General features: G+C 46.6%; 23 protein-coding genes. 15 read left to right on the top strand and 8 right to left on the bottom strand.

Annotation, left to right across the window (positions count from 1 at the left end):
- Positions 1-7: 7 nt before the first annotated feature.
- Positions 8-1,264 carry a diaminopimelate decarboxylase gene (gene lysA, locus ORJ01_RS14590; protein WP_226751434.1) on the bottom strand — a complete coding sequence of 419 codons (1,257 nt, stop codon included), beginning with the start codon at positions 1,262-1,264 and terminating at the stop codon, positions 8-10.
- A gap of 5 nt (positions 1,265-1,269) precedes the next feature.
- Positions 1,270-1,443: a lipoprotein gene (locus ORJ01_RS14585; RefSeq protein WP_226751433.1), complete on the bottom strand. Its 174-nt coding sequence runs from the start codon at positions 1,441-1,443 to the stop codon at positions 1,270-1,272.
- 72 nt (positions 1,444-1,515) lie between these two features.
- On the opposite strand from ORJ01_RS14585, the gene cyaY reads away from it, so the two are divergent.
- From cyaY to ORJ01_RS14540, 9 genes are all read left to right on the top strand, one after another.
- Positions 1,516-1,836 carry an iron donor protein CyaY gene (cyaY, locus tag ORJ01_RS14580; protein WP_226751432.1) on the top strand — a complete coding sequence of 107 codons (321 nt, stop codon included), beginning with the start codon at positions 1,516-1,518 and terminating at the stop codon, positions 1,834-1,836.
- Between the two features lies 1 nt (position 1,837).
- Positions 1,838-2,518, top strand: a complete 681-nt coding sequence (locus tag ORJ01_RS14575) for an alpha/beta hydrolase (protein WP_306178652.1) — start codon at positions 1,838-1,840, stop codon at positions 2,516-2,518.
- A gap of 2 nt (positions 2,519-2,520) precedes the next feature.
- Positions 2,521-3,447, top strand: a complete 927-nt coding sequence (gene hemC / locus ORJ01_RS14570) for a hydroxymethylbilane synthase (RefSeq protein ID WP_226751430.1) — start codon at positions 2,521-2,523, stop codon at positions 3,445-3,447.
- 8 nt (positions 3,448-3,455) lie between these two features.
- Positions 3,456-4,193: a uroporphyrinogen-III synthase gene (locus tag ORJ01_RS14565; protein WP_306178651.1), complete on the top strand. Its 738-nt coding sequence runs from the start codon at positions 3,456-3,458 to the stop codon at positions 4,191-4,193.
- Positions 4,190-5,314, top strand: a complete 1,125-nt coding sequence (locus tag ORJ01_RS14560; RefSeq protein ID WP_306178650.1) for a uroporphyrinogen-III C-methyltransferase — start codon at positions 4,190-4,192, stop codon at positions 5,312-5,314. The genes ORJ01_RS14565 and ORJ01_RS14560 overlap by 4 nt, the downstream gene beginning before the upstream one ends.
- Positions 5,307-6,389 (top strand): heme biosynthesis protein HemY, encoded by a 1,083-nt coding sequence (locus ORJ01_RS14555; RefSeq protein WP_226751427.1) that lies wholly within the window; start codon positions 5,307-5,309, stop codon positions 6,387-6,389. Before ORJ01_RS14560 ends, ORJ01_RS14555 begins: the two co-directional genes overlap by 8 nt.
- Positions 6,380-6,877: a DNA-deoxyinosine glycosylase gene (locus tag ORJ01_RS14550; protein WP_306178649.1), complete on the top strand. Its 498-nt coding sequence runs from the start codon at positions 6,380-6,382 to the stop codon at positions 6,875-6,877. Before ORJ01_RS14555 ends, ORJ01_RS14550 begins: the two co-directional genes overlap by 10 nt.
- Before the next feature lie 200 nt (positions 6,878-7,077).
- The gene (locus ORJ01_RS14545; RefSeq protein WP_306178648.1) at positions 7,078-8,364 is read left to right on the top strand and encodes a TonB family protein; all 1,287 of its coding nucleotides are present in this window, start codon (positions 7,078-7,080) and stop codon (positions 8,362-8,364) included.
- A 203-nt stretch (positions 8,365-8,567) separates the two neighbouring features.
- Positions 8,568-9,290, top strand: a complete 723-nt coding sequence (locus ORJ01_RS14540) for a hypothetical protein (protein WP_306178647.1) — start codon at positions 8,568-8,570, stop codon at positions 9,288-9,290.
- 161 nt (positions 9,291-9,451) lie between these two features.
- On the opposite strand, the gene ORJ01_RS14535 is transcribed toward ORJ01_RS14540, so the two are convergent.
- Positions 9,452-9,859, bottom strand: coding sequence for a thioesterase family protein (locus tag ORJ01_RS14535; protein WP_306178645.1), 408 nt, complete (start codon positions 9,857-9,859; stop codon positions 9,452-9,454).
- A gap of 159 nt (positions 9,860-10,018) precedes the next feature.
- On the opposite strand from ORJ01_RS14535, the gene ORJ01_RS14530 reads away from it, so the two are divergent.
- Positions 10,019-11,368 (top strand): SEL1-like repeat protein, encoded by a 1,350-nt coding sequence (locus ORJ01_RS14530; RefSeq protein WP_306178644.1) that lies wholly within the window; start codon positions 10,019-10,021, stop codon positions 11,366-11,368.
- A 58-nt stretch (positions 11,369-11,426) separates the two neighbouring features.
- Positions 11,427-12,776 carry an SEL1-like repeat protein gene (locus ORJ01_RS14525; RefSeq protein WP_306178643.1) on the top strand — a complete coding sequence of 450 codons (1,350 nt, stop codon included), beginning with the start codon at positions 11,427-11,429 and terminating at the stop codon, positions 12,774-12,776.
- Here ORJ01_RS14525 and fre read toward each other — a convergent pair whose 3' ends face one another.
- Genes fre through ubiD form a run of 3 tightly spaced genes read right to left on the bottom strand, consistent with a single transcriptional unit; the run spans position 12,777 to position 15,266 of the window.
- Complete coding sequence (gene fre / locus ORJ01_RS14520; RefSeq protein WP_226751420.1) at positions 12,777-13,484, bottom strand: NAD(P)H-flavin reductase; 708 nt, start codon at positions 13,482-13,484, stop codon at positions 12,777-12,779.
- Positions 13,485-13,506: 22 nt separating this feature from the next.
- Positions 13,507-13,785: a 2Fe-2S iron-sulfur cluster-binding protein gene (locus tag ORJ01_RS14515; RefSeq protein ID WP_306178642.1), complete on the bottom strand. Its 279-nt coding sequence runs from the start codon at positions 13,783-13,785 to the stop codon at positions 13,507-13,509.
- On the bottom strand, positions 13,782-15,266 hold the full coding sequence (gene ubiD, locus ORJ01_RS14510) for a 4-hydroxy-3-polyprenylbenzoate decarboxylase (protein WP_306178641.1): 1,485 nt from the start codon (positions 15,264-15,266) through the stop codon (positions 13,782-13,784). The genes ORJ01_RS14515 and ubiD overlap by 4 nt, the downstream gene beginning before the upstream one ends.
- A 154-nt stretch (positions 15,267-15,420) precedes the next feature.
- Here ubiD and ORJ01_RS14505 point away from each other — a divergent pair, with 154 nt between their 5' ends.
- Both ORJ01_RS14505 and ORJ01_RS14500 read left to right on the top strand, forming a co-directional pair.
- Complete coding sequence (locus tag ORJ01_RS14505) at positions 15,421-16,065, top strand: class II aldolase/adducin family protein (RefSeq protein WP_306178640.1); 645 nt, start codon at positions 15,421-15,423, stop codon at positions 16,063-16,065.
- Positions 16,066-16,150: 85 nt separating this feature from the next.
- Positions 16,151-16,930 carry an EAL domain-containing protein gene (locus ORJ01_RS14500; RefSeq protein WP_306178639.1) on the top strand — a complete coding sequence of 260 codons (780 nt, stop codon included), beginning with the start codon at positions 16,151-16,153 and terminating at the stop codon, positions 16,928-16,930.
- Positions 16,931-16,991: 61 nt separating this feature from the next.
- On the opposite strand, the gene ORJ01_RS14495 is transcribed toward ORJ01_RS14500, so the two are convergent.
- The gene (locus tag ORJ01_RS14495; RefSeq protein ID WP_306178638.1) at positions 16,992-19,493 is read right to left on the bottom strand and encodes a TonB-dependent siderophore receptor; all 2,502 of its coding nucleotides are present in this window, start codon (positions 19,491-19,493) and stop codon (positions 16,992-16,994) included.
- Between the two features lie 158 nt (positions 19,494-19,651).
- Here ORJ01_RS14495 and ORJ01_RS14490 point away from each other — a divergent pair, with 158 nt between their 5' ends.
- Together ORJ01_RS14490 and ORJ01_RS14485 are read left to right on the top strand one after the other, a co-directional pair.
- The gene (locus tag ORJ01_RS14490) at positions 19,652-20,821 is read left to right on the top strand and encodes a cystathionine beta-lyase (protein ID WP_306178637.1); all 1,170 of its coding nucleotides are present in this window, start codon (positions 19,652-19,654) and stop codon (positions 20,819-20,821) included.
- A 425-nt stretch (positions 20,822-21,246) separates the two neighbouring features.
- Complete coding sequence (locus ORJ01_RS14485) at positions 21,247-22,092, top strand: ion transporter (RefSeq protein ID WP_306178636.1); 846 nt, start codon at positions 21,247-21,249, stop codon at positions 22,090-22,092.
- On the opposite strand, the gene ORJ01_RS14480 is transcribed toward ORJ01_RS14485, so the two are convergent.
- Positions 22,083-22,793 carry a VC0807 family protein gene (locus tag ORJ01_RS14480; protein ID WP_306178635.1) on the bottom strand — a complete coding sequence of 237 codons (711 nt, stop codon included), beginning with the start codon at positions 22,791-22,793 and terminating at the stop codon, positions 22,083-22,085. The two genes, ORJ01_RS14485 and ORJ01_RS14480, sit on opposite strands and share 10 nt — an antisense overlap.
- Positions 22,794-22,848 lie beyond the last annotated feature (55 nt).

The raw sequence follows: 22,848 nt of genomic DNA, 5'->3' as shown, positions 1-22,848 counted from the left end.
TAAATGCTTAGTCTGCGAGCAATTGTTCGCCACGCCATAAATCTTGCCATTGTTCACGGGCACGGATCAGGTGGCTGCGTGCGCCATCCACCATGATTTCAGCAGCTCGCGGGCGGCTATTATAATTCGAGCTCATGGTAAAACCGTAAGCCCCCGCAGAGCGCACGGCTAATAAATCGCCTTCACGAATGGCAAGCAGCCTGTCTTTACCTAAAAAGTCGCCTGTTTCACAGACCGGGCCCACCACATCATAAGTTTGTGGTGTCAGGTTTTGCTGTATGACTACCGGTACAATGTTCATCCAAGCACTATACAAAGCGGGGCGAATTAAGTCGTTCATCGCCGCATCAACGATGGCAAAGTGCTTTTCTTGTCCTGGTTTTAAGAACTCAACCTTCGTCAGTAACACCCCTGCGTTTGCAGTGATGGCCCGGCCAGGTTCCATAATCAGTTCTAACTCAGGATAGTCTTTTAAGCGCTCGACCACTTTTTTAATATAGTCTGAAGGTTGCGGCGGTTGTTCTTGGTCATAAGTTACTCCTAAGCCACCACCAATATCGATATGCTTTAATGCGATACCATCGGCACGAAGTTGAGTGATCAGCGCCAGCAGTTTTTCTAAGGCATCTAAGAATGGCTGTGTTTCAGTGAGTTGAGAGCCGATATGACAATCTACGCCAACCAACTCGATATGGCTTAGTTGCTTGGCATCACGATAAATCTCTGCGGCTAATAAAATATCGATACCAAATTTGTTCGCTTTTAAACCGGTCGAAATATAAGGGTGCGTTTTCGCATCGATATCGGGATTAACGCGCAGCGATACCGGGGCTTTTTTATTCAGCGACTTTGCCACCTCTTGTAAGCGGTGTAATTCACTCACTGATTCAACATTAAAGCATTTAATACCGAGTTGTAACGCAAAGTGCATTTCTTCAGCGGTTTTACCTACGCCAGAAAAGACCACTTTGGCTGGATCACCACCGGCAGCAATGACTCGACGTAACTCACCGGCAGAAACTAAATCAAAACCACTACCGAGTCGAGCCAGTATATTTAACACGGCTAAGTTGCTGTTGGCTTTTACAGCATAACAAACGAGACTGTGCGGATGCTGCGCGGCGGCATCGGCAAAGGCATGATAATGCCGTTCAATGGTGGCTTTAGAATAGACATAGGTTGGTGTGCCATAATTGGCCGCAATTTCTGACAGAGCAACTTGCTCTGCAAATAAGGTATCACCCTGATAATTAAAGTAATCCAATCTCGTCACCCTTGTTCTTCAGATTGTGTTGATATCTTTTGCGATGCGGGCTCTGCCACTTCTGGCTCGGCCTGTGGTAAGGTAAGTGGGCCTTTCTGGCCGCAAGCCGTAAGCAGAGCAGCGCATAATAGTCCGCTAAATAGCAGGCGTAACGGGCGTGAAATTCGCTGAGCGTACATGGTTTTTATTTCATTAATTAATTGACGCTCTATAATCGCATCCTTAGCAGTAAAAGCAAACAGGTGAAGCAGATGAATGACCTAGAATATGATGAATTAGCTGACCAAATGTTGTTAGCGGTAGAAGATGGCATCGAGCAACAGGACCTTGATCTGGATTATGAGTCGAATGGTGGTTTGTTGAGTATTGAGTTTCCCGACAAAAGTAAAATCATCATTAACAAACAACCGCCACTACACCAGCTATGGGTAGCAACTAAGTTTAACGGCCATCACTTTGAATGGCGCGATGGCCAATGGATTGATAATCGTACCGGTATTGAATTCTGGCAGTTAGTTAACGAGGCCGCTTCTAAACAAGCGGGTGCAACAGTTGTGTTGGGGCCGCAATAACATGGCATTACTTCCTTTTGTTGATGTACCGGCACAAGGCACGGCTCAAGCCGTTGTAGTTTGGCTACATGGTTTAGGCGATTCTGGTCACGGTTTTGCACCGATAGTACCGGAGTTGCGTTTACCTGCGAATGCCGGTGTTCGTTTTATATTTCCACATGCTCCTGAAATTCCGGTAACGATAAATGGCGGTATGCGGATGCGGGCTTGGTACGATATTAAAACCATGGATTTGACCAATCGCGCAGATGAAGCTGGCGTAAGGCAATCAGCTATCGCGGTCACGGCATTGCTCGATAAATTAATCAGCTCAGGTGTCCCGAGTGAACGCATTATGCTGGCGGGCTTTAGTCAGGGCGGTGTGATTGCACTGCACTTATTACCGCGTTTGCCTTATAAGTTGGCGGGTTTTATGGCGTTATCTACCTACATGGCTTGCCCCGATAAGCTGAGCGCAGAGCAGTTGAGCCACAACAAAAATACGCCGGTATTTATCGCACACGGTACTCAAGACTCTGTTGTGCCAATGGCTGCTGGTCAGCAGGCTTACAATACCTATAAAGCTGCTGGCTTTAACGTCAGCTGGCGCGATTATCGGATGCCGCACAGTGTTTGTGCGCAAGAAGTGGATGAAATCAGCCGCTTTATTCAAAGTCGCCTGATCAATAAGGCAGAGGTATAAGCATGGCCAAAATCCGTATTGCGACACGCAAAAGTGCCTTGGCACTTTGGCAAGCCGAATTTGTGAAAGCCGAGTTGCTGAAATATCATGCTGATTTAGATGTTGAATTAGTTCCGATGTCGACGCAAGGCGATAAAATTTTAGATACGCCGCTGGCGAAGATTGGCGGTAAAGGTCTGTTTGTTAAAGAGTTAGAAACCGCCATATTGGAAGACCGAGCCGATATTGCCGTACACAGTATGAAAGATGTGCCGGTAGCGTTTCCTGAGGGCTTACAGTTACAAACAATTTGCTTACGCGAAGATCCGCGTGATGCCTTTGTTTCTAACCAGTTCCGTAGTTTAGCTGAATTGCCACAAGGCGCTGTTGTGGGCACTTCGAGTTTACGTCGGCAATGCCAAATAAAAGCCTTACGGCCTGACTTACAAGTGCGTGATTTACGCGGTAATGTTAATACTCGGCTCAAGAAACTTGATAACGGGGAATTTGCAGCGATTATTTTGGCTGCGGCAGGGCTGATACGTTTAGGTTTTGCTGAGCGTATCGCCAGTTATTTAACCGTCGACAGCAGTTTGCCAGCCAACGGTCAAGGAGCAGTGGGTATCGAGTGTCGTAGTGATGATGCTCAGGTACAAGCCCTGTTAGCCCCTTTAGAGCACAGTCTAACGCGGCAATGTGTGTTGGCTGAGCGAGCAATGAATCGCGCGCTACAAGGGGGTTGTCAGGTGCCTATTGGTGCTTTTGCTATTTTAGAAGGTGAACAACTGTGGCTGCGAGGTTTAGTTGGCTCACTGGATGGTCAGCAGATTATTCGTGATGACGTTCGCGGTAGCATCGATGCTGCAGAGCAATTAGGTCAGCAATTGGCTGAACAATTGTTGGCAGCAGGCGCCGGAGAGATCCTCGCTGCTGTTTATCAGCAAAGTTAGCGCTTACTATGTTCTTAATTACGCGCCCTGCTGGCAAAGCAGACCATTTACTGGAATCATTAGACAGCTACGGTATTCCCTATCTGTATCAGCCGGTGATTACTACACAAATGGTGCAATTAAAACCGAAAGATATTCGCTGGCTAGAACAAGCGGATAGCTTAATTTTTGTCAGCATCAGTGCGGTGAACACCCTAGAGCAACAAGTTACAGTGAAACAATTGCCGGGGCGCTTATTTGCTGTCGGTGCCACCACCGGTGCCGCTTTGCAACGTTGGACTGGGCGTCAGGTGATCATCCCAGAAGATCAGCGCAGTGAAGGCTTGTTAGCACTACCAGAGTTGAACAGCGTTGCAGAGCAACAAGTGGTGGTGGTGCGAGGTAATGGCGGTCGTGAACTGATTAAACAAATCTTGGCGCAACGTGGTGCCACGGTGCGTTATGTGCAAAGCTATAGCCGTTTGCCATTGCCGTTAGATGGTGCTCAGCTGAAGCAGCAATGGCAACAGCAGGGCGTGCAGTGTATCGTAGCCACGAGTAATGAAATTTTGCAGCGCATTTTTGGGTTAGTGCCCACAGAGCAGCATGCTTGGCTTGCTCAACAACATTGGATCCTAGTTAGCCCACGGGCACGCGACAGTGCGCTGGCGCTAGGGATCCCACTACAGCATATTCATCTAGCAAGCAGCGCCAATGACGATGCCTTGTTAGAAGCGGTGACGCAGTTTAAGAGGAACATTCTATGAGTGAGCAAGGGCAGGCGACCGTTTCGGAAAAAGTGACAGCACCCGCTGAGGTTGCATCCGATACGACCCACACGGAATCATCAAATACACCGCCGCGCAAAAGTAATGGTCTGGCTTGGTTTGCCATTTTTCTTGTGTTGTCATTAACCGCCGCTATGGTGGCGGGGGGGTATTGGTTATGGCCACAATGGCAATCACTCCAACAGCAGAGCCAGCTCACAGAGCAGGCCATTGAACAAAAACTGCAGCAAACGACAGCGACGATCAGTCAGCAGCAACAGCAATGGTTAGAGGTTCAGAAACAAAAACAGTTACGCTTGCAGCAAGAGTATCAACAAGCGATGCAGCAAGATCGTGAACAATTGCAAATGCAAATACAGAGCTTACGCCAGCAAGTGCAACAGCGTGATGGCGCACCGCCACAACACTGGGTATTGATGGAAGTACGTTTCTTGTTAAAGCGAGCGAGTCAAAGTTTGGTCTTGCAACAAGATGTGCAAAGCGCGCGTTGGTTGTTGCAAGCAGCGGATGAGCAACTTGCTAAGCTAGATAATGTGCTGTTGTTAATCGTTCGACAAGCAATTAAGGATGATCTGGCTGCGCTGCAACAAGTCCCTAAAACGGATTTTTCACCGTTATATTTGCAGCTCGGTCAATTACGCCGGCAAAGCATGCAGCTACCATTAAAACAGCAAGAGCAACGTTTAATTCCTTCGCATCAACCGAATGATGATTTAGGCAATTGGCGTGAAAATCTGTCAAGTTATTGGGAGCAAGTATCAGGTAAATTATTCAATGTGCGTGCTGCGCAACCCCAAGATTTTTTCAGTTTATCTTCAGAGCAGCAAATTACGGTGCGCTTAAGCTTACAGCAGCAGTTATTGCTTGCGGAGCTGGCAATTTTACAGCAAGAGCCGGAAGTGTATCAGCACGCATTACAACAAGCCGCCGATTTATTGCAGCGTTACTTTGCTGCCGAAGATCCTATTGTGCAGCAAACCAGCGCTAGCATTGTCGAATTAGCTTCGGCTGCGATGCAAAAGCCCGCATTGCCCACTCTGCAAAGTATCAATCAGTTAGACCGACAACTTAGTATCATAACGGAGGCTAATTATGAGTAAGCTGTTGATCCTAACAGCAGTCTTAATTCTAGCCATGTTGCTGGGGCCGGTGTTCATTAATAACCCTGGTTATATCAAGATTGTTGCAGCAGGTTACACCATTGAAATGACCTTATTAGGCTTATTTGTGGCCGTCATCGCTGTGGTGTTAGTGTTAAAAATATGCTTAATATTGTTGCGGAAATTAGCTTATTGGCAGCAATTTTCGCTAAACTTCTTTCGTGGTAGGCGCCAACGCAAAGCGCGAGAATCTTTTGCCATTGGTCTGCAAGCGTATGCGCGGCAACAATGGCCTTTGGCCAGCGAAGAGTTACAACATGCTTTGTTAGATCCACAATACGTGAATGAAAAACGCATGTTGGCCAGTTATGCCAGTTTTTATGCCGGCAATAGCGAGCATGCAAATGAATTAGCTGCGGCGTTAACGGCCGATGAAAGTAGCACGACCTTTGTGCAAGCTGATTTGATGCTACAACAAAATAAACCTGGGCAAGCATGTCGTTTATTGGCGGCACATCTTGATGCTGCGAAAACCGATCCCGCTTTAGGGCAATTGTATCTGCAAGCATTAAAACAAGCCGGCCAATGGCAAACGTTGCTGCAAACTATTCCGTTATCATTAACTCAGCAATGGTTTGGTAAAGCAGAATGGCCGTTGCAGCGTTATGCCGTTTATCCTGCGGCATTGAGCCAACTGAGTGCGCAGCAAGGTTTTAGCGAAGAGTCTGAAATTTGGCAAGCGTTACCGTCAAAAGAGCGTAAATCGGCGGCTGCGATGTTGGGCTTAGCATGGGCGCAAGCTCAGGCGGGGCAATGTGAGCGTGCTGAACAGCGTTTAGTACAAGCACTCACCTTAGAAGACTTACCGGCAGCTTGGCCTTACTTAAAACAGATCCCGTTAAATAACTCAGTATTAAAGTTACGTAAAGAAGTGCAGCATTGGCTACGCTCTAGCCCCTCTAATGGCTATATTTACGCGGTACTTGCCTACTTAGCCGAGCAAGAAGGCGATCGTGAGCAAGCCAGTATGGCGTGGCAAAAAGTACGGCAATATAACCCCGAGCTGTGTCGGTAATTTTGCAAGGCTTGGCCGCGGTGACAAACCGCGATGCCAAGGTGTTAATTTTGGGGAGTATGCCGGGGGCTCAGTCGCTCGCCAGCCAGCAGTATTATGCCCACCCGCGTAACGCCTTTTGGCCCATTATGGCATCGTTATGCGGTTTCTCTGTCAATCTCGCTTATCACGAGCGCTTAGTCTTATTGCGACAACATGGTTTTGCGTTATGGGATGTGCTGGCGCATTGTCAACGTCAGGGCAGTTTAGACAGCGCCATTCGCCATGAGCAAGCCAACGACTTTAATCATTTCTTAGCCGAGCACGGTCAGTTAAAACTGATCGCTTTTAATGGTGCCAAAGCACAGCAAAGTTTTAACAAGCAGGTATTGCCAACGCTAGCCATCACACCCCCGCGATTGTTAACCCTTCCTTCAACTAGCCCGGCACATGCGGCGATGTCTCTTGAGCATAAATTGCAACAATGGCTGCACATTAAACAACGCTAGCTGTTATATGACGGCTAAGCATGAAAAATCGTGTTTTTCGCGCTTGAGAAATATGCAGCTGTCAAATGTCGACTGATGTTTTAATGTGGTGTTTGTTGTTGCGCTAAAGTGCTTTTGGTGTAGCATAAGTGTGTTTTTCAATATAGCAAGGATTAACAATGAAGCGCTTATGGATTTTGCTCCTGACATGGCTATGTAGCATGCCCCTTTCAGCTGATTGGAATACGGCAATGACGGCATACGACAAACAAGATTATGCGGTAGCTAAAACGGAATTTGAACGTTTGGTTCCTTTCGGCAACGAAGAGGCTATTTTTAATTTGGGCGCGATGTATCACCTCGGTGAAGGTGTACCGCAAGACAGTATTTTAGGTCTGGCGCATTTTATGTTGGCAGCAGAGCTAGGTAAGCCTAACATTTCCCATGTGGTAACGGGTTTACAGCAAAACCTAACCGCGTCGCAGTTAGCCCTAGTTGACACACAATTACAGCGTATCCGGCAACAAGTAAAAGTGCCAATGTTGACATCGATCGATGACAACGATAAAACTAAAGCGCCACAAGCGGTGAAGCGTGTTCAGGCAAAATACCCCGCGGCAGCGGCGGCAAAGGGGCAGTTTGGCTATGTGGCTATGCGCTTTTTAGTTGATGGCAAAGGTAATGTGCAAACCATTAATGTGGTGGACTCATTTCCTAACAACGTGTTTGATAGGGAGGCTATTAGAGCGGTAAGTCGTTGGAAATACGAAGCCAGTGGCAAAAGCCATATATTTAGCGCAGAGCTAAATTTTATCCTCGAGGGTGGTGTCAATGTTGCAAAAGTTGATGATTTAATACAGCAGCATCAACTATGGCAAGGCGCGTTAATCGGCTCACCGCAACATCAATTTATGCTAGGCCATTTGTTACGTCTGGTTAATATACAAAACAGTAACTACATTTCTATCGACCGAGATATGCCGATTACGGCAGAGTTAGATTTATCCGTTTTTAAACCGATGAATAAATTGGAAGTCGATTTTAGTGGTTTTGTCGGTTATGCGGTGGTGCGAATAGCCGATGACGGCACTATTGTTGAGCAAATTTATGCCGATATTGACCCCAGTAGTCAGGTGCAAAATTTGTTGGGGTTAAAGTTAAAAGGCAAGATAGATCACGACGTTTATCAAATCATGAAGTACAGTCATGTTTCAGCGCATCGTGCGCCCTGGGTTAGCGCTTCTTTTAAGATGCCGCAAAGTTATTCTGCACGTTTTTGGTGGGATAAAGCCGCGAAGAATGGCAGTAATGAAGCGCAACGTATTATGGCCGCTTATGATAAGCGCTGGGAGCAGTATTTATTAGAGCAAGAAGATGCCGAGGCGATGGCCTGGGTAGGCAGCCGCTTACTATTAGAAGGGCAGCGTGCGAAAGGTTTAGCCTTGTTAGATGCTGCTATCGCCAAGCAGTATCAACCGGCGAAAGAGTTAAAAAAGCAATTGCTATAAGCAACTCTAGTTATTATGAACAGCGGCGAAATGCCGCTTTTTTTGAACTTCAATTAAGCGGGTTTGGATAGTTAGCCATTCATTAACTAGCGACAACAGTGCTATAAAATACTTAATGCAACTAAACGACGGTGAGCTTATCTAAACAGAACACTTTATCTTGAGGCCAGCAGTAACCTGGTTATGTGAGTGAACTCTGCTTAATGGTTAAACTAAAACAGCTATTTCGGGAATATGCAGCAGCCTTTGCTTGGGCATTATTGTTGCACAGCCTCGTGTTGGTTTTGTTATTACACACCACGCTACAAAAACCGGTTGCTTTGCCACAAGCCGAGCCGATCAGCACCTTTCTTTATCAACCAGCAATTAAATCGCCAGAGCCTGTTGCAGAAATGAAAGTAGAGCGTCCAGTAAAGGAACCTTTGGCTCATGCAGATAAGATCGCAGCAAAACAGGCTGCAGCTAGCCACATTAATCATTCCATCAAGCCGCTTCAAGTCAGTGCTACAATCGTTAGCAAAGCGCGGCAGGACGAGCCAGTGTTAGCCTCAAGAGACATTAACTCCTTGCCTATTACGCCAAGGTCCAGCTTAGCTGAGCGTAGTTTAAAGCAATTAGCGCAGCCTAATCAGCAAGCGTTAGCACAAGCCGCTGACGCGAGCTATCAACAATGGCAGCAACAGCAGCTGCAACCTAGGATAACGGTAGCAAAACAACATCAGCAAGCCAGTGCCAATCCAGAAAAAGCCGTGTTATTTACTTATAATGATGGCCAGCAATTGGTTAAGCTCGGTGACAACTGTTTAATCGTCGATCCACAACTAAGTGGCTTTGAACAAATGATGCAAGCTAAGGGCGCACCTTGCAAAGAGAGTGATGATGCGCTGTTGTTTCGTCAAACCATGGCCAAGTGGTTAAGCCGTTAATCACGCTGAACCTTATAAGCACAAAACGATATTAACTTGGGGCGCTATAGCGAGTATCAGCCACAATCATTGCTTATCATCATCGATTAAAGCTAATTTCGAGTTAGTGGCTTGCCTGAGATCATTGCGGAATAATTGATAAGGGCAAGCCAGCTGACAATTTACTCTGCTAAATGCTGCTCTAGACGCTGGCGCAGATCACCCTCAATGGCTACCGCTTTACCGGTTTTTTGATCCAGGCAAACGAATGTCACTTGAGCATCTGCCGCAATAGCGTCGGAACCGGCTATCCGAACTTCCTGAGTGACCACCGCGCTCTTGCCTCCCACTTTACTAAAACGTGTATACACTTCTAGGGTTTGGCCCATGGTCGCTGCCACGCGGTAGTTAATATTGATATTGACAATTACCCAGGCCAAATTGTGTTGGCTAAACCACTGTATATCACCGCTGTCTTCTAAATACCCCCAACGGGCTTCTTCTAAAAACTCTAAATAGCGGGCGTTGTTTACATGTTGATAAATATCTAAATGATATCCCCGAACTTTAATCACTGTTTTATGTTGCATCTATAGCACCTATTTTTAGTGTATTTGCTCTGATTTTGGCATAGTTCGTACACCGCTGCCAGTGACCATTATGTTTTAATAGTTGACGCTTAACACGCCTTTGTTAATATGCTGATAACTGCTTCATAAATAAAACGCTTATATGTTAAGGATGAATCGATGCGATTAATTTTAGTACTAGGATTATTGCTACTCAGCTTTGGAGTGCGGGCTGATTGGCTGAGCGCTTTGCAAGCATATGAAAATAAACAATACGCTGTTGCAAAAACAGGTTTCACTAATTTATTACCCTTAGGTAATGCCAATGCCGCTTTTAACCTTGGTGTGATGGCATATTATGGTGAAGGTCAGGAAGTTGATCTCGAACAGGCCTTAACTTATTTTTTACTTGCAGAACAACTACAGCATGAACAAGCTGGGGGCATTGTTAAGCGTATTTATGAAGAAGCAAGCACAGCACAGCGAGCTGGTGCAGAAGAAGCGGCAGCTAAAGCGTTAGCGGGAGTGTTTATCAAAAAAAATGCTCAGCGTTATCAGTTAAGTAAAGAGCAACCACCAGCTGAAATATCCACACCAATGCCCGATATTCCCAATGATGTCACCAGAAAGCATCCATTTGGTTATGTCGTGGTACAGTTTTTAGTGGATGGTGAAGGGCGGGTAAAAGTTGCCGATGCCGTAGATGGCTTCCCAGAAGGGGCTTTTGATCCTTATGTTTTCCGCACTATGGGGCGTTGGCAATATGAAGCAACCGGTAAAGCCCATTTGATGTCGGTACGTCTGAGTTTTTGGGCCACAGGTTCAATGAATGCGCGTTCTGCTAATCAGATTATCAAGGGGCAAAATTTATGGTCTTATGCGCAACTGGGCTCGAGTAAGCATCAAGAAATGCTAGGCAGCGTATTAAATTTAGTTTCGATGGTGTCAGGTGCTGAAGTGTATATTGACGAAGATTTGCCCGCACCAGCCAATGAACCCGATGTGTCGGCATGGTTTGAAAGCAGAAAATTTGATATCAACATCCCGGGTTTGGCCGGATCAGTTAGCGTAGCAACTAACGAAAAAGGTGAAATTGTTCGATTGTTGGATGCCAGTGAGTTAACTCATCCCGCGGCAGAAACACTGCAGGGAATGCGGATCCGTGGTGCTAATAGTGGCTTTTTCCGGTTAAGTAATAGTTTATCGCAAGATCGTTCGTTTAGCCGTGTTAGTAAGAAAAACAGCATTTTGGTTGAACAATATCATGCCGTTCATCAAGAGTTGACAGCGGGTTACTGGTGGAAAACCGCGGCTGCAAATGGTGATCGCCGAGCACAGCGTATTTTAGGTGCGCAACGCGAAGATTGGCAGTTCTATCTTATTCAACAGCAAGATCCGCTCGCGACGGCCTGGCATGGTGCACGTTTATGGTTAGATGGCGAAGCCGCAGAGGGTAAAGCGCTATTAGAGCAAGCGCAAGCCGCAGGTTACAAGCCAGCGGGCGAGTTATTACAAGCCTTAAGTTTGTAGTGCGCTTAGCTATTCAAACCGCGCTAATTGAGAAATAGTGAAAACTAAGGAAGATAGAATGCGTTTTATAACACTCGTATTGCTGATGCTGACAACCTTCGCCGTGCAAGCGGATTTGCTGGTGTCTTTACAAGCCTACGAAAATAAAAAATATAGCGAGGCAAAAGCGGGCTTTATTACGCTACTACCACTAGGTAATCCCGATGCAGCCTTTAATCTAGGTGTGATGGCTTATTATGGTGAAGGACAAGAGATTAATCGGGTAGAAGCATTAAGCTATTTTTTACTAGCAGAAAAATTACAGCATCCAGATGCCAGCGCTATCGTGCAACGTGTGTATGCCGAGGCGAGCAGCGATGAGCGTCTGCAAGCCGACGCTGCGGCAGCTAAAGCTTTTGCTGCGGTTATTATTAAACAGGATGCGCAACCTTACCATCTTAGTAAAGAGCAGCCTCCGGCCGCCATTAATACGCCGATGCCGATAATCCCGGAAGAAGTCACCAGAAAGAATCCGTTTGGTTTTATTGTGTTACAGTATTTAGTAGATGGTACGGGAAGGGTACAGGTTGTTGATGTATTAGATAGTTTTCCGGTTGGTGCTTATGATTTTCACGCTATGCGCGAGCTGCGTCGCTGGGAATATGCAGCGACCGGTCGTCCGCATTTAATGTCGGTGCAGTTAAATTTTTGGATAGCCGGCGTGATGGATGCTGGCAGCGCGAATAGGATTGTTAATCAAAATAACCTTTGGACTTATGCACAAGCGGGCTCTGCTCGGTATCAAGAAACGTTGGGTAGCGCGCTAAATGTGATTTCTATGGTGTCGGGTGCTTTAGTTTATGTAGATAAAGATTTGTCGGAGCCTGGTGATAAGCTGGATTTAACAACTTGGTTTGACAGTAGAAAACTGAAAATTAATATTGAGGCATTTGATGGCGAAGTAACAGTGCAAACCAATGCAAAAGGCGAAATCGAGCGTGTGTTGCAAAGCGATGAACTTATTGCACCCGAGGCAGAGACGTTGCTGGGCATGCGCATTCGTGGCGGCAAAGAAGGCATTTTTCGACTCAGTAACAGCACCAAACAAGAACGCACTTTTAGTCGCTTAGTGAATCGCCCGACTATTTTGATACAGCAATATGTGCCAGTGCATGAGCAGTTAACGGCAGAGTATTGGTGGCGTACAGCCGCGACAAATGGCGATCGTCGAGCACAGCGTATATTAGGCGCGAAGCGCGAAGATTGGCAGTTCTATCTTATTCAACAGCAAGATCCGTTGGCGGCGGCTTGGCATGGAGCACGTTTATGGTTAGATGGAGAGAAGACCGAAGCTAAAGTACTGCTAGAGCAAGCACAAGCCGCAGGTTACAAGCCTGCGACTGAGTTATTACAAATATTAAGTTTATAGTTAGATATAAGCAAACGCATCAGCAAACATGTGCTCGCGATGGCCGCCTTGCGCGATAAAAGCCTCGCGAGCCACCCCTGCCATTGCAAAGGGGCCAGCCATATAAATGTCGTAGGCTTCAAGAGACACAATATCTTGCAACACGGCTTCATGCACTAAGCCGCGGCGACCTTGCCATTGTGCGCTAGGCTCTTGCACCACCGGAATCACTTGATATTTACGATTGCTGGCTGCCCAACTTGCTAATTCGGTCTGGTAATACAAAGCGTCTTCGCTTTTCACGCCCCAGTACAATAATACCGGGATGTCTTTTTTCGCTGCTGCGATTGCCAGAGCTATACTATGTACATAAGAGAACCCGGTGCCACCGGCTAATAACACGATGGGGCGATCACTGTTCGCTTGCCAAGCGGCATGACCGAGACCGACTTCAACTTGTACCGGCTCACCGGCAGCAAATTGTTGTTGTAGATGCGTTAACGCTGCGCCAGACCAGTTATCTCCCGCTGCCGCGCCAATGTGCAATTCTAACAACGGTTGTTCTGGGGTGCTGGCGATAGAGAAAGGTCTTTTATCTGTTGCGGTCAGACACAGTTGTAAGTATTGACCGGCAATAAAGTTAACGGGCGCAGCTGGCGCGAGTACAACTTTACTGACAACGTGAGTAAGAGCTTCAATGGCAACAACCTGACAAGCAATAGCGTTCATAAACATCTCATGTTAAGCGGGGTTAACCGCGTATAAAAGGGTGGTGTAGTTGCAGATCGGACTGGGCATAAGCCACGCAACAGTAAACAAATCGCTGCTGACGGTCAACGTCCGTTAATGGGCTTGGTTCAATATAACTCACGTCACCGTCACGTAGTTTGCACACGCAACTGGTGCATACGCCCTGCTGGCATCGGTAAGGAAAATCGATACCTTGGCGCAGCGCTGCCTGCAGAATAGTTTCTTCAGGCAGCACTTCAAAACTTAACTGCGCTGGCAGTACCGTGACCATATGGCTCATGGCTTTGCCGCGGGTAAAGTGATGCCCAGGCTTGGCCAGAGTGAATCAACACGTTGTTTGATTTCTTCTGACATGACAATAGGCTCACCCCATTCGCGCGTGGTTTCGCCCGGCCATTTATTGGTGGCGTCCATACCCATTTTTGACCCTAATCCCGATACGGGTGAAGCAAAATCAAGATAGTCGATCGGCGTGTTTTCAATTAGCGTAGTATCGCGCGCGGGATCCATACGCGTGGTAATGGCCCAAATCACATCTTGCCAATCGCGGGCATTGATATCGTCATCGCAGACAATCACAAATTTAGTATACATAAACTGGCGTAAAAACGACCAGACGCCCATCATCACGCGTTTGGCATGGCCAGGGTACTGTTTTTTCATCGTGACAACGGCTAAACGGTACGAACATCCTTCAGGGGGTAAGTAAAAGTCGGTAATTTCCGGAAATTGTTTTTGCAAAATGGGCACGAATACTTCGTTCAGTGCGACGCCCAAGATAGCCGGTTCATCTGGTGGACGGCCGGTGTAAGTACTGTGATAAATCGGATCTTTACGGTGTGTAATATGCGTTACAGTAAATACTGGGAAGTTATCGACTTCATTGTAATAACCCGTGTGATCTCCGTAAGGCCCTTCGGGCGCCATTTCACCCGCTTCAATGTAGCCTTCAAGCACAAATTCAGCGCTGGCCGGCACCTGCAAGTCGTTACTAACGCATTTAACCACTTCGGTGTTATCACCACGTAATAATCCGGCAAAACCATATTCAGACAGTGTATCAGGTACAGGCGTGACGGCACCTAAAATGGTGGCCGGATCGGCGCCCAGTGCTACCGACACCGGGAAGGGTTTACCCGGGTGAGCTTTTTGCCATTCAAAGAAATCTAAAGCGCCGCCACGATGCGATAACCAGCGCATAATCAGCTTGTTTTTGCCCAGCACTTGTTGACGATAAATACCCAAGTTTTGGCGGTCTTTATGCGGTCCTTTGGTTACGGTAAGACCCCAGGTAATCAGGGGGGCGGCATCGCCCGGCCAGCAAGTCATAACGGGCAACTGGGTCAAATCGACCTCATCACCACTGAGTACGACTTGTTGGCAAACGGCTTTTTTCACCTGTTTGACCGACATATTCAGAACTTGTTTGAAAATAGGCAATTTGCTAAAGGCATCTTTCAGCCCTTTTGGTGGCTCGGGTTCTTTTAAAAATGCCAACAATTTACCGACTTCACGTAAGGCCGCCACATCTTCTTGGCCCATACCCAAAGCCACTCGCTGAGGTGTACCAAATAGGTTGGCTAATACGGGGATCGAATACCCTTTTGGGTTTTCAAATAGTAACGCTGGGCCACCGCCACGCAGAGTACGGTCGGCAATTTCAGTCATTTCCAATATTGGATCGACTGGCTGCTTGATGCGAATTAATTCACCACGTTGTTCTAACTGCGCGATAAAATCACGTAAATCTTTATATTTCATTGGTTGCCTTCATCAATGACAGCGTAAGACGGTGCCTCATCTTGCGACTATTATACATTTCTACTGGACGACTGCCAGTTTTAGCCTGCTATGCGGCTGGCATCGCTGCTGACGCGACTTATACTGTTGTTAACATATTTCGACGGGTTATACGATGCAAGAGCAAGAAGGGGTTATAAAATTTCAATTGTTTTATCAAGCTGCGCCATTACCTGCCAACATAGATATTACCGAGTTAAATGCGTGGCGTACGCTTTGTGTACAAACGGGCATGTTAGGGCAGCATCCTGAGCGCTATGATAATTATGGTTTTGGGAATATTAGTCAGCGGGTCGCAGGTGGTGTACACTTTATCATCAGTGGCACGCAAACGGGTGGTAAATTGCAGTTAAGCACAGCAGATTACGCGCTGGTCACCGCTTGTCAACCGGCACTAAACCGAATTAGCGCACAGGGCGTAATTAAACCCTCTTCTGAAGCGATGACACATGGCCAGCTTTATCAGTTACTACCACAGGTCAATTTTATTATTCATGCGCATTGCCCGGCGATTTGGCAGCATGCAGATGCACTAGCGTTAGCGCAAACGGCTGCGCAAGTGCCTTACGGTACGGTGGCGATGGCGGAGGAAGTATCCCGCTTGTTTCAACAAAGTGAGGCCGCGGCACAAGGTATCTTCACTATGGCAGGGCATGAAGATGGTGTGGTGACCTTTGGCAAGAATGCTGAAACCAGCTTTCAAATTCTGATGCGTTATTATGCGGCTGCGCTGGCGCTGGGTGCGACACCAAATCGGTGATTGTCTTTGATAAATTATCAAAAAGCAGTCACAATCCAATAATGTTATTTTGTCTCATTTTTACTCCCACTAGAGAGCGCATTTTATGCAGTTTCCCGATTCAGTTAAACAACAGAGCTGCCAAGATTGTTTAAGTGGTCAAGATTTGGGTTTTGAAATCCGTATGGCATTTCAACCGATTATCGATTGGTACACGCAGCAGATTGTTGCTTACGAAGCGCTGGTACGCGGGCCAAACGGTGAAGGTGCAGGTTGGGTTTTCTCTCGGATAAACGATAGCAATAAATATTACTTTGATCAGGCTTGTCGGGTAAAAGCCATTGAAACCGCTGCGCGTCTAAAATGCAGTACCTATTTGAATATTAACTTTTTGCCGAACGCGGTGTATAACCCAGAAACCTGTATTAAAGCCACCATTGAAGCAGCCGATCTCTATGGCTTTGATTTAACCAAGCTAATTTTTGAAGTGACTGAAGGTGAGCAGATCCCAGATAAAGCGCATTTGAATCGCATTTTTCGCAGTTATGCTAAACGTGGCTTTCAAACTGCGATTGATGATTACGGTTCGGGTTTTGCCACATTAGATTGGCTAATTGAGTTAAGACCTCACTTATTAAAGCTAGATATGGAACTGATCCGGAATATTCACCTTAACTGCGCAAAACAATTTATTGTGGCCAAAACAATTGAGCAATGCGAGTTGCAAGGTACCAAGGTGTTAGCTGAAGGCATTGAAACAAAAGAAGAATTAGATTACTTAGCGGGTATTGGTGTGCGCTTGTTTCAAGGATATTATTTTGCCAAGCCGGCTTTAGAAGCGCTGACACCGCTAGAAAGCTTAACAGGGATGAAAGCATTAAATTAAACGTATAACGCAAAACAATAAACAAGGCGCCTTAAGGCGCCTTGTTTATTTTGGTGGTAACTTAGAAGTTATAAGATACCCGGCCATACACTAAGCGGCCTGAACGTCCGAACGGTGAATAGTTCGAGAACGAGGTAGCGCCTGTGGTATTTAAGTTAATGGGGTTAGCATCTGGATATTCATCAAAGATGTTATCAGCACCCACTGCCACGGTCCAACTATCGTTAAAGTCATAGCGGCCTTCCAAATCCATCAAGACTTTCGGACTTAATGTCAGATCAGTGGCTGCAGTAGTGCCCGGTGATAATACCTCACCGTAACGAGTTGCTTTAAAGGTCGCGCTGAAGTTGTCATAACTCCAGTTTACCGTGGCACCAAATTTATCTTTGGGTGCGCCTTTTTCAAACGTCAGTACGTTAACACGACCAAATAATGTTGGCGCTGGATCAAGTGCTGACAACTCTGTGGTTGCTGGTACTGCGGTGACTTTCGTTTCGTTAATATTACCGACCACCGTAAAGCTGAACAAACCAAAATCTTCAGTTGGTGTTGACCAGTTAATAACAACATCCACACCTTGTGTTTCGGTATCTACACCATTGATAAAGAAACGACCACCACCGATACCGATAAAGCCTTGCGAGCTTAAATAATCGCGCACGTTTGTTTGGGTTAAGTTTTCTGATAACACGATACGATCATCGATATCAATGCGATAACCATCTACCGTGATAGAAACACCGCCCACGTTAAATACGGCACCTAATGAGTAGTTTACTGACTCTTCAGCATCTAACGGTTTGGCACCTAACGCTTGCGCAACCGGGTTGCTTACCGGGAAAGTCGTGATATCAAAGGGTACACCGTTGATAAAGTTAGTCGAGGTAGCAGTAAAGTTTTGTTGCTGTAGCGATGGGGCACGGAAACCGTTTTGTAATGAACCACGAATACCAAAGTCATCGGTAAAATCGTAGCGTAACGCAGCTTTACCGGTAACATTACTGCCAAAATCAGAATAATCTTCAGCGCGCAGCGCCACTGAGCCCAGCATGTTATCCGTGATATTCGCTTCTAAATCGACATAAGCACCAACAGCACGACGTGTTTCACGCACTTCGTTAGATGGGCGGAAGCCCGGGAACACCTGCGCGCCAGAAGCCGTTGGGTTACCATTTGATAATAGTTCGCCGCCATTGCGCCATGAATCAGGTTCACCGGCGAAAATACCGTAACGTTCACGGCGTAATTCAATCCCGGTAGCAATGTTTAACGGCGAGGCTAGCGAGTCAACATTAATTGAGCGCACACCAGATAAGTTAAACACGGTTTGGCCATAACGGAAGCCACCAGCATCAAACTCGGTTTTGCTGGTTGGGCCGATTGAGCGGTTTAAGGTGTTTTCAATAGTGAAGGCCATACGGTTCTGACCCCAAACTAAAGACGTATCAACGGTCCACTCGCCCACATCAAATTCATAACCTACAGCAGCACTGGCATCCGTTACATCGGGTGCAATAATTGGTAAGAAACCGTCTGGGTAGATCGCCAGAATATTGCGGGAATCGTTGGCTGGGCGATAGAAACCGCCTGAACGCGCTTCACGATCTTGGTAGCTTAACCAAGCATAAATTTTACCGTTATCTAAGGTTTTACCGGCATTTGCAAACAAGGTAAATTGCGATAATTCAGGCTCACCATACCAAGCACTGAAGCGGTTGAAGTAGGTTTCACGCGTATCATATTGGCCATTGACCAACGGATACTGTTGACGATAATCCCAGCCGCCACGCTCTGTGCGCTCGGCGTCTTTGTATTCTGCAGATACGGTGAGGAAAGCATCTTTGCCAAGTTCAAAACCACGCCAGCCGCTCAAGGTTAGCGTTTCACCGTCAGTACGACTACGCTCAAGATTAGCCGGTGCACTCCAAGTGGCGCCTGTTGGGGTCGGTGTTGTTGGCGTGGTGTAGCTGGTTTCACGCCAGCCATAAGACGAGGTAAAATTACCGCCCTCACTCGCTTCGCGTAAACGAATGTTTAATACCCCGGCAATGGCATCTGAGCCATACTGGGCTGAAGCACCATCACGTAATACTTCAACTGCGTTAATCGCTGCAGTAGGAATGGTATTTAAATCAACAGCAGAAGAGCCACGGCCCACGGTACCGTTTACGTTAACTAATGCAGCGGAATGGCGGCGCTTTGAGTTAACTAGCACCAGAGACTGATCTGGCCCTAAACCACGTAAAGTAGCTGGGCGCACGGTATCAGTACCATCGCTTAAGCCTGGACGCGGAAAGTTAAAAGACGGTAGCGCGGTTGATAGAACTTGATTCAGTTCGGTTGAACCTGCTCGAGTTAAATTTTCTGCGCTGATAATATCGATTGGCACGGCAGTATCAGACACCGAACGACCGGCAACCCGAGTACCCGTAACAATAATCTGCTCAATTTTTTCTGCTTTTTCATCGTTTTCGCTGGTATTGCTTTGTTGCGCCATTGTTAGCGGTGTAAACAACGCTAAGGTAATAGCTAACGCAATAGGATGCGGTTTTATTTGGTGCATGTGAGTTATCCCTTTGTTATTTTTTGAATCTAGTTGCTGAACTTGCTGGTGTCAAACGTGTAACAGAATTAAACATTGCCTGCAGCGGCAAAATAATGACATAGTATAAAGCAGACTTCTAGAAGTCTTTTCGCCTTTGGACAACGTTGGAGCAATACATGAAAAAGAATACCCAGTTAATTCATGCAGGTCGTGGCAAAAAGTGGACTGGCAGTGCGGTTAATCCGCCTATCGTACGTGCTTCAACGATTGTGTTTGAGACCATGGAAGAGCTTAAAAACGCCAGTAAAAATAAAGGTAACGCTGTGCCGTATTATGGTCGGCGTGGCACGGCTACACATTTTGCATTTCAAGAAGCCATGTGTGAGTTAGAAGGTGGGGCCGGTTGTGCTTTATATCCTTGCGGTGCCGCAGCAATCAGTGGCGCTTTATTGGCGTTTTTAAAAGCAGGCGATCACTTGTTGATGGTCGATACCGCGTATGAGCCAACACGAGGGTTATGCGAAAAAGTGCTCGCCGGTTTAGGAATTGAAACCAGCTATTACGATCCCTTGTTGGGTGCCGAGATTAAGACCTTAATTCGTCCGAACACGAAGGTAATCTTTTTAGAATCACCAGGTTCGTTGACCATGGAAGTGCAAGACATACCGGCAATTTGTCAGGTTGCAAAGGCGCATAATATTATCACTATGCTAGATAACACTTGGGCTTCGCCGATCTTATGTCGGCCGTTTGAGCTTGGTGTGGATATTTCTATTCAAGCTGCCACCAAATATATCGTGGGGCATTCAGATGTGATGTTAGGCACAGCGAGTGCGAATGAGCAGCATTGGCCGCAACTGCGTGAGCATAGTTATTTGTTAGGTTACTGTGCTTCGCCAGATGATGTATATCAAGCTAGCCGGGGGTTGCGCACCTTGGGCGTGCGTTTAAAGCAACACGAAAAAAATGCTTTAGAAGTGGCTAAGTGGTTAGCACAGCGTCCAGAAGTTGAAACAGTGCGCCATCCTGCTTTTCCTGAGCACCCTGGGCATTCGTTTTTTCAGCGTGATTTCAATGGTAGCAACGGTTTGTTTTCTTTTGTATTGAAACAGGGCAGTACTGCGCAGGTGCAAGCCTTTATTGAAGGTATGCAGCATTTTAAAATGGGTTTTTCATGGGGCGGCTATGAGAGCTTGATTACTGCGGTGCCTAATGTGCAAGCACTTCGTTCGGTGACTCATTGGCCCTATGCTGGGCCTTTATTGCGCTTACATATTGGTTTAGAAGATCCAGAAGATTTATTGGCTGATCTGGAACAGGCATTTGCGCGAATGGCGTTGGCTTAAACTTACACCGCAATACCCTACGTTGTTGCGCTTGGTGTTTAAAGAGCATGGCAAACGTTTAAAGGCAGCGTTAGTTTAACGGCAACGCAAGTAGCACGTTATATTATCGCTGCCTGATATCAATGCCCCAATCACGATCAGCCACACATGACCATCACAACCAGTATTGGGGGAAAGTAGCAATGACGGTAAGCAGCGTGCTTTGTTTGAGCTGATAAAAACGGCCGACCAAGCGCTGTATCAAGCCAAAAGCCATGGTCGCAATCGCACCGAACTGTTTTGCACAAAAGCATAATGAGCCGTTTGACTATGCCGTGCTGCCCGCAAGGAGTTATCTTAGCTATTGCAACGCTATAACGTTCGCAATGCATTGACCTGTTCTATGGTTCTTCTACAATAGCGCCTTGATCTTTATGGAGGCTGTTATGGCAGAAGTTACCCGCTCAGCAGGCATCAGCATGCAGCAACAGGTTGCGACCTGGTTAAATAAAAATCTGGTGCAACGCACCTTATTGGCATTGATCTTAATTAATGCGGCAATTTTAGGTTTAGAAACATCCAGTGCAGTAATGGCCGCATTTGGCTCACCATTAATGCTGCTCGATAAGTTTATTCTTGCCGTCTTTGTCATCGAAATTGCGCTGCGCATTTACGCTCATCGTTTGGCGTTTTTTAAAGATGCCTGGAGTTTATTTGATTTTACCGTAGTGGCCATTGCCTTAGTGCCAGCCAGCGGGCCTTTTGCGGTATTACGCGCCCTTCGCGTATTACGGGTACTGCGTGTACTAACCTTTGTACCGTCGATGAAGAAAATTGTTGGCGCTTTAGTGCAATCGTTAAACGGTATGCTGTCGATTGCGATGGTGCTGGGCTTGGTATATTACGTGTCTGCGGTCATGGCGACGAAGCTTTTTGGTGAAGCCTTCCCAGAGTGGTTCGGCAGCCTTGGTGCTACCTTGTATACGTTATTTCAGGTAATGACGCTAGAAAGCTGGTCGATGGGGATCTCGCGGCCTGTGATGGAGCAGTTCCCCTATGCTTGGGCGTTCTTTGTGCCTTTTATTCTGATCGCCACTTTTACTATGTTGAACTTGTTTATTGCCGTGATCGTGAATGCCGTACAAAGCATGCATGATGAAGAGCATAAAGACGAAATCGATGCCAAACAGCAATTGCAACACGATCTGGTGGCGCAAATGCAGCAGTTGCAGGCAGAGTTAGCGGCGTTACGCGCGCAGCTGCCGCCTGCAGCTAAATCGGATCAAGGTTGATGCATAAAGGTTTCGAGTTCTTGGCCAGTCAGCTTGCTAATACTGCTAAACATAAACCACATTGCAAAAAATAATACCAACATACTGGGCAAAACGATAACGGGGTAACTCAGCCACGTCATCGTGCCCAGCTCTTCATTAAAGGCGGTGCTGCCAGGAGGGCTAACCAAGATCACCTTGGCCAAAATATAATTAAGTACCGACGATAAAAAGAACGAGCTCGCCACCAAATAACCGGCTATTGCCATTTTCTTTTCAAATTGTGCGCGTTGTTGTTGTGCATCCAAGGCTGCATAAAGCTTATCGTTATCCAACAACTCGCCATTCAATAAAAACTTTTTCACCAACGGATAGGGTGTGTATTGGCTAATCAAAACCGCTAAGCCTAAAGCGCCGGGGATCGCGGCTTCTTTAATGGCGATATAAGCGGCATCAAGTTGCAGAAGAGCAATGCCGCCCGTTAATAACACACTGATAACACCGAGCACCGAAAAGAAATTAACCTTACCGGCTTGGCGTAAATCCCAAATACCAAAACCAATAGGAAAAGCCAGTGCAACCACAATACCCCAGACGGGGCCAAGGTATTCTTCACCGCTGAATTTACTCAGGATAATCGCAGGTATCACCACGTTCAGCAGTAGGTTACTGATGAGGCCTGTCGATTTTTTTGCTGGGGTAGGACGTGTTTCAGAAGTCATAAGATCCGTATTAAAAGTCGTAAAATACTGTTAAGCGCAGTATAGCAAGAACCCA

This window comes from Alishewanella sp. SMS8 (assembly GCF_030737935.1).
GTDB classification, from domain to species: domain Bacteria; phylum Pseudomonadota; class Gammaproteobacteria; order Enterobacterales; family Alteromonadaceae; genus Alishewanella; species Alishewanella maricola.
The sequence above is the reverse complement of the archived record's forward strand: the minus strand, read 5'-3'. Positions and strand labels throughout refer to the sequence as shown.

Bases quoted from the DNA above. Each gene is read 5' to 3' on its own strand.
- ORJ01_RS14585 (WP_226751433.1), bottom strand. From the start codon at position 1,443: ATGTACGCTCAGCGAATTTCACGCCCGTTACGCCTGCTATTTAGCGGA.
- ORJ01_RS14540 (WP_306178647.1), top strand. From the start codon at position 8,568: ATGGTTAAACTAAAACAGCTATTTCGGGAATATGCAGCAGCCTTTGCT.
- ORJ01_RS14505 (WP_306178640.1), top strand. From the start codon at position 15,421: ATGCAAGAGCAAGAAGGGGTTATAAAATTTCAATTGTTTTATCAAGCT.
- cyaY (WP_226751432.1), top strand. From the start codon at position 1,516: ATGAATGACCTAGAATATGATGAATTAGCTGACCAAATGTTGTTAGCG.
- ORJ01_RS14490 (WP_306178637.1), top strand. From the start codon at position 19,652: ATGAAAAAGAATACCCAGTTAATTCATGCAGGTCGTGGCAAAAAGTGG.
- ORJ01_RS14535 (WP_306178645.1), bottom strand. From the start codon at position 9,859: ATGCAACATAAAACAGTGATTAAAGTTCGGGGATATCATTTAGATATT.
- ORJ01_RS14555 (WP_226751427.1), top strand. From the start codon at position 5,307: ATGAGTAAGCTGTTGATCCTAACAGCAGTCTTAATTCTAGCCATGTTG.
- ORJ01_RS14560 (WP_306178650.1), top strand. From the start codon at position 4,190: ATGAGTGAGCAAGGGCAGGCGACCGTTTCGGAAAAAGTGACAGCACCC.
- ORJ01_RS14530 (WP_306178644.1), top strand. From the start codon at position 10,019: ATGCGATTAATTTTAGTACTAGGATTATTGCTACTCAGCTTTGGAGTG.
- ORJ01_RS14480 (WP_306178635.1), bottom strand. From the start codon at position 22,793: ATGACTTCTGAAACACGTCCTACCCCAGCAAAAAAATCGACAGGCCTC.
- ubiD (WP_306178641.1), bottom strand. From the start codon at position 15,266: ATGAAATATAAAGATTTACGTGATTTTATCGCGCAGTTAGAACAACGT.
- fre (WP_226751420.1), bottom strand. From the start codon at position 13,484: ATGAACGCTATTGCTTGTCAGGTTGTTGCCATTGAAGCTCTTACTCAC.
- ORJ01_RS14575 (WP_306178652.1), top strand. From the start codon at position 1,838: ATGGCATTACTTCCTTTTGTTGATGTACCGGCACAAGGCACGGCTCAA.
- ORJ01_RS14500 (WP_306178639.1), top strand. From the start codon at position 16,151: ATGCAGTTTCCCGATTCAGTTAAACAACAGAGCTGCCAAGATTGTTTA.
- ORJ01_RS14485 (WP_306178636.1), top strand. From the start codon at position 21,247: ATGGCAGAAGTTACCCGCTCAGCAGGCATCAGCATGCAGCAACAGGTT.
- ORJ01_RS14525 (WP_306178643.1), top strand. From the start codon at position 11,427: ATGCGTTTTATAACACTCGTATTGCTGATGCTGACAACCTTCGCCGTG.
- ORJ01_RS14495 (WP_306178638.1), bottom strand. From the start codon at position 19,493: ATGCACCAAATAAAACCGCATCCTATTGCGTTAGCTATTACCTTAGCG.
- hemC (WP_226751430.1), top strand. From the start codon at position 2,521: ATGGCCAAAATCCGTATTGCGACACGCAAAAGTGCCTTGGCACTTTGG.
- ORJ01_RS14515 (WP_306178642.1), bottom strand. From the start codon at position 13,785: ATGAGCCATATGGTCACGGTACTGCCAGCGCAGTTAAGTTTTGAAGTG.
- ORJ01_RS14565 (WP_306178651.1), top strand. From the start codon at position 3,456: ATGTTCTTAATTACGCGCCCTGCTGGCAAAGCAGACCATTTACTGGAA.
- ORJ01_RS14545 (WP_306178648.1), top strand. From the start codon at position 7,078: ATGCCCCTTTCAGCTGATTGGAATACGGCAATGACGGCATACGACAAA.